Source organism: Leisingera sp. JC1 (assembly GCF_001679925.1).
Taxonomy (GTDB): Bacteria; Pseudomonadota; Alphaproteobacteria; order Rhodobacterales; family Rhodobacteraceae; genus Leisingera.
The window spans coordinates 17,857-29,819 of sequence record NZ_LYUZ01000108.1; the positions used below are offsets into that span (position 1 = coordinate 17,857).

The 11,963-nt window shown below is 51.4% G+C and carries 10 protein-coding genes and 1 pseudogene; 5 read left to right on the forward strand and 6 right to left on the reverse strand.

The genetic code is table 11. The features are described 5' to 3' along the window. Positions 1–629 precede the first annotated feature (629 nt). Positions 630–908, reverse strand: a pseudogene (locus A9D60_RS17650) (transposase); the annotation flags it as partial. Between the two features lie 173 nt (positions 909–1,081). On the opposite strand from A9D60_RS17650, the gene A9D60_RS17655 reads away from it, so the two are divergent. Together A9D60_RS17655 and A9D60_RS17660 are read left to right on the forward strand one after the other, a co-directional pair. Continuing rightward, a complete protein-coding gene (locus tag A9D60_RS17655) occupies positions 1,082–1,945 on the forward strand; it encodes a hypothetical protein (protein WP_065268802.1) in 864 nt (287 codons plus the stop codon). Beyond that, a complete protein-coding gene (locus A9D60_RS17660) occupies positions 1,939–3,021 on the forward strand; it encodes a hypothetical protein (RefSeq protein ID WP_065268803.1) in 1,083 nt (360 codons plus the stop codon). Before A9D60_RS17655 ends, A9D60_RS17660 begins: the two co-directional genes overlap by 7 nt. A gap of 382 nt (positions 3,022–3,403) precedes the next feature. Here A9D60_RS17660 and A9D60_RS17665 read toward each other — a convergent pair whose 3' ends face one another. The 4 genes from A9D60_RS17665 to A9D60_RS17680 all read right to left on the reverse strand — a co-directional run bounded on the left by A9D60_RS17665 (position 3,404) and on the right by A9D60_RS17680 (position 7,652). Further along, positions 3,404–4,102 carry an adenylate/guanylate cyclase domain-containing protein gene (locus tag A9D60_RS17665; protein ID WP_065268804.1) on the reverse strand — a complete coding sequence of 233 codons (699 nt, stop codon included), beginning with the start codon at positions 4,100–4,102 and terminating at the stop codon, positions 3,404–3,406. 25 nt (positions 4,103–4,127) lie between these two features. After that, the gene (locus A9D60_RS17670) at positions 4,128–5,063 is read right to left on the reverse strand and encodes a TIR domain-containing protein (RefSeq protein WP_217492069.1); all 936 of its coding nucleotides are present in this window, start codon (positions 5,061–5,063) and stop codon (positions 4,128–4,130) included. 826 nt (positions 5,064–5,889) lie between these two features. Further along, positions 5,890–6,792 (reverse strand): Crp/Fnr family transcriptional regulator, encoded by a 903-nt coding sequence (locus A9D60_RS17675; RefSeq protein ID WP_141117960.1) that lies wholly within the window; start codon positions 6,790–6,792, stop codon positions 5,890–5,892. After that, positions 6,771–7,652, reverse strand: a complete 882-nt coding sequence (locus A9D60_RS17680) for a WYL domain-containing protein (protein ID WP_141117961.1) — start codon at positions 7,650–7,652, stop codon at positions 6,771–6,773. The genes A9D60_RS17675 and A9D60_RS17680 overlap by 22 nt, the downstream gene beginning before the upstream one ends. A gap of 132 nt (positions 7,653–7,784) precedes the next feature. On the opposite strand from A9D60_RS17680, the gene A9D60_RS17685 reads away from it, so the two are divergent. Together A9D60_RS17685 and A9D60_RS26175 are read left to right on the forward strand one after the other, a co-directional pair. Then, a complete protein-coding gene (locus tag A9D60_RS17685) occupies positions 7,785–9,389 on the forward strand; it encodes an adenylate/guanylate cyclase domain-containing protein (protein ID WP_065268808.1) in 1,605 nt (534 codons plus the stop codon). Further along, complete coding sequence (locus A9D60_RS26175) at positions 9,386–10,183, forward strand: E2 domain-containing protein (RefSeq protein WP_141117962.1); 798 nt, start codon at positions 9,386–9,388, stop codon at positions 10,181–10,183. Before A9D60_RS17685 ends, A9D60_RS26175 begins: the two co-directional genes overlap by 4 nt. 907 nt (positions 10,184–11,090) lie before the next feature. On the opposite strand, the gene A9D60_RS17690 is transcribed toward A9D60_RS26175, so the two are convergent. Further along, positions 11,091–11,375, reverse strand: a complete 285-nt coding sequence (locus tag A9D60_RS17690; protein WP_065268809.1) for a hypothetical protein — start codon at positions 11,373–11,375, stop codon at positions 11,091–11,093. A 406-nt stretch (positions 11,376–11,781) separates the two neighbouring features. Here A9D60_RS17690 and A9D60_RS17695 point away from each other — a divergent pair. Continuing rightward, the coding region (locus tag A9D60_RS17695; protein ID WP_175392904.1) for a transposase at positions 11,782–11,963 on the forward strand (182 nt) is incomplete at its 3' end.

An 11,963-nucleotide genomic window follows, 5' to 3' on the forward strand; every position in this document is an offset into this window, starting at 1 on the left:
GCCTGCGGCAATACCTTCGACAGCCGCACGCGCCAAGCGCAAACGCCCCGTTCTGCATGAAGAGCGGAGAACGCTCCCTGCTGTCGAAGGCCTCAAGGCGGCGGCACAGCGGAGTTTTTCAACGGAATAGGCCCTGAGCCGTCATTGCCCTGGGGGTGGCCCTTCGCTAGCGCAGCACGTCAGTCACAGCCCGAAGCGGCCGTAGACAAGAGGTACCGCGCCAAGGTTGCTGCCGGTGCGAAATTCTATGGTGAGTTTCCCAGAAGCGGACTCTCGGCAGAGCCAAGCTGCCTAATGTGATGCTGCGGGCTGCACCGGGGGCAGCGGAGCGCAGGAAGCTGCCGCTGCAAGGTCGCGAACTGTGGGCGCCCTTCAGAACCCAACCGGCCCACAACTGCCATTCAGCATTAAGCCGCATGTTGCCGCGCGGCCTGTCATACTGGCCATTCGCTGCAGGCGCGAAATTCTGATAACGCCAAATTCACCCTGTGCGGACATCATGGCACTACAGCGCGGACTGTGGCAGCATCCTGGCATGATCGAATTCCGCACTCTCGCCGATGACCATCCCGACCTCGCGCATTCTCCGCTGCTTCGGGGCGCTCTGCTTACTCTGCAATATGCGCAGAAGGCACGGCCCCGCTTTGATTCAGGGCGTCCATGATCTCCTCCCAGAGCCCCGCCAGCGTCCAGCGTCGGAACTGGCGGTAGACGCTCGACCACTTGCCAAACTCTTCCGGCAGATCGCGCCACGGCGCGCCTGTCCGGGCAATCCAGAATATCCCATCAAGAACGAGCCGGTGGTTGGCGGGTTTACGTCCGTTCGGGGCGCGGGCAGAAAGGATGAAACGCTCAAAGAACACCCATTCTTCGTCCGACATAAGGTCTCGTGCCAAGCTGGTCTCCATCGCAGATACCAGCTTGAATCACGTTCAGCGCTGCCTGTGAATCCCTTTTGTCAACACGGCCTAGTCCGAAGTTCTTCACGGCCTTGACATAAAACAGCTACAAGCTGCATTCTTCTTGAAGCATCAAGAGATTATTTCATCCTACAGAATCACAATTGGACTTGAGGCGCGGCATGCCTGATAAAAAATTAGAGCCGAAACAAGAAAGCGTGTCAGAAGGCAAGTCAATCTCCTTAGATACGGTTATCAAGTATTCAGCGATTTTTCCTATCGTTCTGACAGTTTTGGCCGCAATTGTATTTGCTTTCTGGAAGTCTGAAGTGAGGTCTTGGTTAACGTCTGAGATCAAAGTTGAACTCGAAAGCCGAGAGAATGAAGATTGGTTCATTTCACGTATGGCCTCTTCGCTGAAAAGCGTGAATGACGAAGACGAAGCATACCTTCGTGATAATACTCAGCTGCGAAGCATTGTACGTTACATCCTTAGAGATGAAATTTCGGGTGGTCAGCTTGACGGCTTGATCGCGTTGGAAGCTGCTCATAGCAACGTCGTCCAGGCAATTCTAAATCCTCCGTCGGTTGCAGACCTCGAGCAGCTTGTCACTCAAAGGGTTGATGCGATTTACACTTTTGAACTCTACGACCGCCGAAAGCTACAGGTCTTTCTGTCGGACGGTGACGCAGACGCAAGTGCAGACTTCCATAATGTATCAGTATCAGACCTAAGCGCTCGCTTTTATGCAGCAAACGACCAACGCATCTCGATCTCTGTACAGCCGAACTATGGGGCAGACTGGCGGGAAGCGATTTCAAGGGGGGAAGACGCGCTACTACTCAAGATCGGCGGTCAAGATGTCGAGATTGGATTGGGCCCTAGAGAACTCGATATAACCTGCGATGTCCGAAGGGGGCTTGGTTTGCGCAGCAATGGAATGATCCAAGTGCGAGCGGAACCCAGAAGTCAGTCATTCGACCGAACTGACGGGTTTCAACTAGATGTCACAATTGTTGCGCGGAAGGGGGACCTAGCATGTTAAAGTCTGCCGTCAAAATTGCCGCGCTCACGTCATTGTATGCCACCTCGGGATATCCTCAGTCATTCGAATGGACTGAGTTGGGCGGTGAACTCGATCTGGCAATAGTTTCCTCCACAAGTGGTGGGCAGGATTTTGGACAATCAGGTTTCGCCGTCAATCAAATTGGGTTGAAACTAAAACTGCGAACTTCGATCGATATCATCAGAGAAAAGCATCCTGACCTCTCGCAGGATTTCTTTACAATCGACGATGACGGCAGCCGCATTTCAGTGAATCCTACAATCGCAAATGTGTGGTCAATTTTATCTAGGGACAGCACCGTTCTGGGAATTGTGCCCGTCGGATATAGCGAAACTGCTGGGAGCCCTGATATCGCGGGCTACTACAGAATTGATGGCGTGTCGTTTAACAGTGTGTTCTCCGCTCCAAATATGGACACCGTCTTGTGCCTCGATGATCTAAATCGCGACAATGCCAACAAACAGAATTTCAATGTCCCATTCTTGTTCGAGGCCAATGTTGGCCCTCGCTACACCTACACTTACGACGAAGAAAAGACGCCGGTCCAGTTGGATTATCTTGATACAGAAAACCGTTGGGGCGAAACGTTTGCAGCCTGCCAGGACATGATTCAGACAGGCTTCAGGCTAATTCAACCACAACATATTATGGTTCAAAACCGAAACGCGACAAGAGCAATCGAGGAATTGCCATTAGATCTTTCAATCAAGTCGTTTCCATTGACTGCTATGATGTTTGATCGAAACGCACGATTTAGCTTTGTTCGGTTTGGCAATATTGGACCGATATCTGCGGCCGAGATACTATCCAGTGACGCATTTCAGCAATCAGACTGCATTCGCAGCCTGCGCGGAGCGAAGAACTGCGAAATTTGGGCTACAATGCTGACTGCATTTGACGATGCGGCAATGGTCATTCGTTCCGGACCTGAAGATGACCCGACTTTTTTCGGTGATCCCCAAGTCATCTCACCTGCTGTTCTGGTGCTCTCGATGCGACCACTTCCCTTGTCGGTGGAGGACACCAACAATCAAGAACAGACCGTCGCTGACTAGTGCGATCGGGCAGTCAACATCATAAACTGCGGTTCCACAGAATGACGTAGGCGAGATACAGCGCGTAGTTTAGGTATCGGTGCTTAAGCCGACTCCCTAAGCGGCTTGTATTTCGGCCCATTCCGGACCTTTGCCCTACCGCCACGTTGCTGCAGTCGCAACCCGCTTTCCGGTCATTCGCCGCTCGAGCAAATTTGGAGATGATCGAACTCACAGTCTGCGGGACCTTGCTGCCGCTCGCTGCGGCTGCACACCCGACGAGAACCCACGCCCCGCTTTGCTGCAGTAAGTGAACTTTCCAAACTCTGGTTGGTTTTCCGAAAGCAGACCAAAGACCCATTAGCGATGACTGACATCTGAGCCCATAGCGGCTTTCACTCGTTCAGCTCAATGGCCACCAATATGTCGAACAGTAAACACGACGGTTGTTTCGTTGGATCCACGTCTTTTCTTTCCACATATTGGTGCCGTCATTGCTAAACTTGGCCTTATCCAGCATGGTGTCGTAAACTGTGTTAGTGATCCAAGTGGGTGTGTCAGGCGACAGCGCAGATAGTTTGGCGGCATGATTGGCTGATTTTCCGATCCAAACCAAATCGTTGTTATTTCGAATGCCAGCCTTAGCGACCATGACCTTTGACGTGTCGATACCCACCACGTGCCGCATAACGTATTTAGTATTGGGATATTGTTCTTTTAACTTCAGCTGCACGATGTTTTTGACAGCCCAGTTGATCTTCAATCCACAACGAACCGCGTCAGTATTTTTTGTGCCTCCAAAAAATACTCCCATAACACGATCCCCATCGAAAGACCTGATGTGGCCACCTTCGCTACGAATTATCTTTGTCGCACACTGCAGAAAGGTCTTATAGTTTTCGGCTGCGAACCAGTCTTTGTAATTGTCTACCAGCTTAGTGGATTCGTCGAGATCAGCATATAAAATCGTAGCCTCGATATCGACGGCGTCATTTCCTGACTTTAGATCTACGTCCTCAGGAACTTTCCGACCATCCCGCCGAGACCATTGTTCCGTGTAGATTTTCTTAACGTCTGCTTCCAAATCAGCCTTGAGGCCCATCTCAAGTTCCTAAATTCAAGTGTGATTATCTCGGACCCAGCGCAGAAACCCGTTCAAAAATTTCGCTGCAAGCCTCTGCAATATCTGGCTCCCCGCCTTTCTCTTTGGGCAAGTCATAGTGTAACGAAGAAATACCTGCTAGATCAGAGGGAACCTTAATGTCGGCCCCCTTTTGAACAGCAAAGAATGATCTTTCTCGCCCGATTGCACCTGCAAACAACCCCAGCTCAAAGACGGTGTTGTCACGCGGAGCCACTTTTTCCACTCCCCTGCTTTCAATCCTGTCATCGGCACTAAAGACCGCGACAGCGAAATCAGCCGTTTCAAGTTTCCCTTCCAGGCTCTCCATCGTTCCCTGCGAGGGCTTGAAAACATTATCTGTCCATACTTCGACGACGACTTCCTTTTCAACGAAATATGATTGCAGGGCTTTCGCGATGGGGAGAGATTCCGACGCGCATGCGACAAACATGAATGGCACCGGATTTGACGGCCGAATGAATTTATTTCGCTGTCTAAGCCGTTCGCCAATCTCTTTGGCAATCTGCCGCCACATATCTGGAAATTGGGATGCGGTAGCGGTGAAGTGTTCTTCTGACACGACCAAACCAACCGTCGGCTCAGCCGCAGTCACTGATGCAGACCGTGGCTGAGATGGATCAATCAATGCCATCTCACCCACATGTTGACCGGCCTTTCGCTCCGCAACCTTGAATCCAGCGATACTAACGTGCGCGCTTCCCGCAAGAATAAACACAATTTCGTTGGCCCAATCATCCTCACGGGCAAGAAGCTCTCCCTCTTGGAAAAATTCCAGCCGCCCATGTGACCAAAGCTCTTCAGCTGCTTTGACATTGCCAAGGACAGGTTTTTGCTCCTTGAGGGCATCGATAACAAGGGTTTTCCCGCGAGAACCTGAAAACCGGGCAAAGATCTGTGGGGCTCTTGATGTATCAGGCAACGGACGTCCCTTTTTCATCCATTTTGTGGTTGGTCGAAGTAACTCCACGACACATATGCGTACTTGCAATCCTACCTCAAGCTAGAAACGACGATTATTCTGCTGCTTGTGATTGCAATTCGGCTACGAATTACGGCCGTCCGATTGACATTTCAAAGCAGTTTCCCCCCGAGAAGTTGGCACTCGAAGCATCCTGGGCAGCGCTTGCGGTGAATTGCAGCTCCCCTGACGTCGTTCGATCGACGCTCGTGCTGTGAGGGTTCGCTTTTGCCAATGGGTCAATTGCTGAAGGACCGCTTGGGACTGTCAGCGGGCAAGTGCGCTTGCAGCGTCCAAGGTGAGTGGCGCTGGCAGAAAAAGGCAGAGGCTGTCCGTCATCTTGTTCTCTATTGCCAGGCTGGATGGTAGCTGTTGCACCTACCCCAGAGATCAAAGCTTGCCTGTATTGGAGTTTCTTCACCCGGCCCGAAACCTGCCATTCATCAGAGCTCCCGTAGCAGCAGTACTGCTTCCCCAGAGCGGCATTTCACCCCAAGCAATGCCTCCGCGGGACGGAGCTACCATTCGCTGGAACCGCTGCGTGGACAGCCCAAAGCGTCCTCCCACTATTGGGGCTGGGAGCTCAGCCGACTTGATCATGATGTCCGCTTGATGCTTGCGGCCGATGTCAAACCGAGTGTAATGCGCGTCAAACGGATACTGCGAGTGACGTGCTCTCCTTAACTTATAAGCGAGGACCTTCTAGAGGAGCACGTCAAGAGATTGGCTGGTCCTGATGCCGCCCCCCTGAACACCGGACGAGGTCATAATTCGACAGCACCCTCCGCTACGTAGAGACATTGCTCATCTTTCGGTCATGGTGTGCGGAAAGACCTGCAAGCAGGAGAAGGGCAATAATGCTTCCAACCAAGGCGGCTGTCTTCATTTCTCCTCCAGCATTGAAATCTATCAGCAAAGGAATCTTAGTGCCTGCTCCATCAAACCTAAAAGCCCAGCTTGCCGACCCCCACGCTATTAGGCCAACAACCGCAAAACCGGAAAACCTAAACATGTTGCGGTATATAAGGTCTGGGTTAAGCAATAGCATAGCCACGAAGCCAAAAATTCCGACTAACAAAGTGCCAGCGGTCGACTGAAGCCAGCTAAACTCGCTCATCCAGAATAGAAGTGCTGCCAAAACCATAGATGCTAAGCTGACTATGGCAGACAGCACATACCAAGGTATGCCTGTTTTTGTACTTTTCTGGCCAAGCTGAGCAATCTTGGATCGGTTCATCTTAGCTATGAAACGATTGAGGGCCTTCTCAAATTCCGGGCTAGCATCCCTTATCTTACGAAACTCCGCACCAGAGATAACTCTCATCCGTACGGTTTCTGAGACAACTGATATGTCTGCTGTGCGAGGGTCGCCGGGTGTGTTGGCCGCGAGTTCTCCGATATTTGACGGGGCAGACTTGGTATCAATTTCCTTGCCTTTCCGAGTGATTGAGACGTCGCCAAAGAGAAGGAAGAACACGTCGTCTTTTTCCTCCCCTTCGTAAATGATCTGGAAGCCTCTTTTGCAGGTATGCATAGTCGAGGCTTCAAAGATTTTTTGCGCCAAATCATCACTATTGCCAACCAATTCGTTGCGCTTAAGAATCTCGATCTGCCGATCAACTTCCGCTTGGGAAAGATCTGAGTTCTCTGTGATGATTGGTTGATGATCTATGCTCTTCTTCGCAAACACTCTTCTACCTCATCAAGATTCGACACCTCTAACTGAAAGCTGCTGACATTGCGCATCATTCCATTTTCTTCAAGGTCGTATGGGTTGAATCCATATTGGCGCAAAACATAAAATAGCAGCGCTTTAGTTGTCGAAACCCTCAGCTTTCCAGATTTCATTTCATACTCATGTTCCAGTTGGGCTCGTCTCCATCCATTGAGCGCTCGCGCTGGGGAGAACTCAATTGTAACGCTATCAGCCCATTCGTCGTCGGCAGGAACCGGTTGATCGGGCAGAGGAGCTACTCTTGCACGCGACATGCGTGTAAGAACATAGTCTCCAAAGCGCTGCTTCTCGAAGTGATACGCCCTAATGTGCCAACGATGCCCGTCACTTACTAAAGCCGTTGGTGACAGCGTGCGCTCACTATTGCTGCCAGAGCTAATTGAAGCATATTCGCAAAGGAGAGCGGATTCAGTATTGATCGCTTGCACTACGGCCTTCACCGTAACTTTGCTCAAGGGCCGCGAGGAAACTGATACCGTCGAAACCTGCGGTATGTTATTTATCCAAATTTCGCCTTCTGTCCTGTAATTCTTGGCGAGCATCTCAAGATGCATAAAATACTCAGATGCTTCACCTGAAATGAGCCTCGGCTTGAAGTTCGAGTTCGCAATGTATGCACGCTGTCTTGGGTCATAGTTCATGTTCCCCGGGCAGGCATCCAGGTAGGTAGTCAGGTCGTTTGTCGCCTGTTGAGGTGAGATCGAAAATTGGTCCTGAAGCTGAGGGCGACCAACTTTCCCGTCCCAGTTCAAGCAAAACTCAATGAACTCAAACCGCCTTCGAATGTTGCTCTTCAGGTTATGTAACGCTTCCACAGTGGCCTCCCCCAAGTTTCCCAAACACTAGCATCTTGACATTAAATTATGAAGTCCTATTTTGTAGGAGTGTCAAAGTTAGTGTGAACTTGCTCCTGTCTGCTCAGGCGCGAACAACTGATAGGAGCTGCCATGTCCTGGCGACACCAAACAGCGCAAAAGCGCATCAAAAAATTGATCGAGGATGCTCCTACATTTAGCGTCCAGGATTTCAACGATTACATGCCTCTTTATGAGGCGCACAGAACTGCTCTGATGGCTCAGAAACAAGCCGTTACCCCTCCACTTTTCAGCTTGGAGAAGGGCAAAGCAGTCGTCGTCGACACCGTTCAGATCTATATTGCGATCACCAACTACGACGAATATCGCCTAGACGAAGAGCGGGAGACTGAGGCGTCCCATGAGAAAGCACTCAGGTTCCTGCATCTCCATTACAGCGCAGCAGACCGCGTGATCGAACAGTCATCCGCGCAGCGCGTAGATTTTCACGGTGGAAGAATGCATGCCGTAGTCCTTGGGCAATCTGGACAGGGCGTAACTAGGGAAACCATCGCCGAGGCTTTTGCCTTTATCCATGACTTGCAACTGGTTGCGGATGAAGCCAACAGAACGCTTGCTGGCAACGAGTTTACCGCTCGTTTTCGTATCGGCGTGGATGTTGGGACATGCGTTGCCATCAACAACGGGACAAGCGGCGAACAGGAACCAATGTTCTTGGGAAGCGCCGCAAACCATGCTGCGAAGCTGGCCGATGGCGACCAGCCAGGCGTATATGTTTCGGATCGGGTCAGAGCGCTTCTAAACGTACCAGAGCTTGGTGTTTTGGAGCGGTTTAGCGGGTTGGATCAGAACTTTGTCAGCCTTAATGCCGCACGTAGAAGCGATGATGGAACCATCGTTTTTGGTGTCCAAGACGCCATGAGTAAGTCTACGGCACTGTTGTCTGATTGGCGGAGCGAAATCCACAACGGAATCATGCCGAACATCACAGACCCGTCGTTCAAATTTTCCTATAAACAGCCGCCACTTAGCGAAATCGATTACTCTGAGCTTTCTCCAAGCCGGAGCGTGCGGATGCCGCTTGTTTCGATGTTTGCTGACCTGTCTGGCTACACAGACTATGTCGATGAAGCCGTACAAGCTGGCAAGATTGCCGAAGCTGTGCTGGCTCTCTTTGTCATCAGGCAGGAGTTTCAGAATGTAGTGGAGGCCGACTTTGGAGGAAGAAAAGTACGGTTCATCGGTGATTGCATCCACGCTGTGATTGCTGAAGGAGACAGATTGCAAGCAAACGAGCGAGGGAGTGTATCGTTGGCTGCGAAATGCGCAGGAGGACTACGTTCATCTTTCGAGCTTTGCCAGCAAGAGTTGGATGGAATTGAAGCTCTTGGTCTGGCCATTGGTGCCGAGCTTGGTCCAACCCCCATTACCAGAGTTGGCATAAGAGGGGAGCGTTCTGTTCGCCTCGTTTCAAGCGTTGCTTCCAGCAGGTCAGAGCAGATGCAGCAAGAATGCCCTGAAAATGGGACGTTGTTTGGCCCAAAAGCACTTAAAGCCGCTCCCTCTGCCTTAAACGACATTTTTGATGAGCAAGGCTTTTCAAGTGACATGAACTTTGAAGATGTTACCACTTGTCTGTCTGAGTTTACTCCTCCAGCGACTTCAACTCCCTTGTATGCGCGCGCTCATTCCACTTCAAACGTGAGCACTCCACGAGCGCACCTGAAGGCAAAATGAGTTCACTCAAAAGACTGCTGGAAGCCAAGCCAGCCTGGGCCGAATTAACAAATGAAGGAGCTGATGAGCTCGTATTCGTGGTGACCCCCTCTGGCTCACGCAAGACCCAACTGCGTACTTTCAAATTGAAAGTACGGTCGTATGGTCAGAACCGAGTTAGTGTGGAGGAGCAGCGCGCAGATGCTCAATTGCCGTTGTGTTGTGTTGAGCGCCATATCAATCCCGACGCAACCTTCTGCTTGGGCTATAATTCCGAAGCGCCGATTGAATCCGTAGAAAAAGCCGAGGATTGGTGGGCTAGCTTGCATGCCTACCTGAACAATCAGCGGTATGCTGAAAAGTTTGGGGTATGGCCGCTAGCGTCGGGATTAAGTCATGGCAGTGCAGCGATTGATCAGTTGAAAATGGAGGAGATAGCTAAGTCACTTGGTTGGCTTGACGAGGTGCGAACATCTATCTTTCGGGCCAAAGGGTGGTTATCGGGAGCACTGCCGCGCCTCTCAAAAGATAAGGCTACACTTGTGAACGCAAGGTCGCCCTGTCCACGAGGGTGTCGAAAAAAGCACAAGAGGCACAGAAGGTTCTCTTGTGAAACTGATGAGTGTTTTGACGGGTGCAATAGGGCGCATCGGGCGATTTTGCGGGCCGATTGCCCAAATCGCGTGGCGGTAGAGAAACTGGTTCTGCTTGAGCATAGACGGCGCAAAACTGAAGAAAAGTTAATTTCAGAAGTCGTTCGAACCGGAATGAAATGCTGTGGCACAATGAAAAATTGCCCGCTTCCTAAAGGTTAGAGCGCAACGTCTGCTTTGGGGAAATTTTTCCGCAATATCAACAAGATGGCTAGTTGACCGAATTGGCCGAGGTTGGTCGGTATGAATGCCGTTGCTGTCATGATTTTGCAACGAGTGCCCATCTGCGCATTGCTGCCACTGATTTGGTTGCAGACCCAACCAGCACCTCTCTGAGCACCCAAACAAATGTTGCTAAAGTCAGGTCTGGAGAAGCCGCACCGCAGCAATTCACGGCATCGGCAAGGTCCGGCTTGACCGTTTTCTAAACTTTACAAAGTCCATTTTCTTCGAATTGCTGATCTTGGAGTTGGCTGCTGCATGACAGGTATTGACCCATAGCCTTTGAATGACTGCTTTCCAAGATCAGAGGAGTGGCTCTCGCGGATGCAGCGAATGCACACAATCCGCCCACTTGCATGTGCTGGCCCGCCAAACGTGTCACCAGGCATGCGGCCGCTTTGGGCTGCTGGCGTCGTCTGGGAGAAGCGTCCTGGTGAAGTTTCGCAGCAACCCTGCCGCCGCATCGCCGCAAGTCGGTAGTGAGCCCAACGTGCTCTTTGGTCAAAGTGCAGCGAATGTCCGGTTGCCCGCGCATCCGGTGCGGGTCATCGCTGTCATTAAATAATCCTGGCGAAGAGCCATCACACACCCTAGGGGAGATGGCTGATCAGCGAACGCTCAGAACACACAACGGCTGCGCGAGTATCCTTTGAAGGAGTACAGTGCTCCCTGGAAGGATACCTCGGGGTACTTGGCGGGCACCCTTGGAGAGGGTTGCTGTACTTGGTTGCGCCGTTCTATTGGCCGTTACACCTGCTGGGCACGCGCTCTTCAGATACAAACAGCGCAACTGGGTCGAGATCATGTTCAGGAGACCAAAGCAATGTCGGCGGCCCTGACGCCTGACCTAATCACGCTGGCTTTCGTCCGGTACTTCAGCGAACCCGTATTCTGAGAGGCACTCCGCCAACTTTCGACCAAATTCCTCGTCCAGGTTTTCAAGGATTTCGTCCACAAGTGCGTCGTCAATTTGAGGAAGCAGTTGGACGCCGCTTCCATTGCTAGAGGCGGGCGTCAACAATTCGAAGTTACCACCGTGGATATGCCAAGATATGCGATGCCAATGTTCCTCAGAAATTGGCGCAATATTGTCGAACCGAACTTCATTATTGTTATCAAAAAGTTTTGACATTTCAGGAACCCTTCACTCTTCCCCGGCGAATACCGCTCAGCCAAAGCATTCTTATTTGAAGCGATACACAAGAATGACCACTGTCGTCTGAGTAATCAGAACGACTGGAGTCGACTACGCTCGGTCAGTTTGGGTTTGCCTGGCAACTCCTCAATTCAACCTGGAAACATAGAAATTTGCATCCAAATACTGATAGCTAGGAAGGTAATTACCAGCCGCTAGGTTGATGGCGAATTATCGGCCAAAAATTATGTATCTCCAAGGCCAGTCGCTCTTCGTAGTGATCAAGGTGTAGAGATTTCAACTCGTCAGAGTTCGCAAGCGTTCTTCTCACTTCCGCGGCATTGTTGCAGAACTCTCTCGTTGGAGGATTCACAACACGAATCCATGGGGTTAGACGGATGTCATGAGCAAGCCCAAGCCCGCCCGCTACCGCACGACGAACTGGTCCGCCTACAACGCTGCGCTCCGCAAGCGCGGGTCTTTGCTGATCTGGCTGGACAAGGAGATGGCCTGGTACGCGCCGCATGAGGGCCGCCCTGGGCGCCCGCCGGTGTTCTCGAATGCGGCGATCCAGTTCTGCTTATC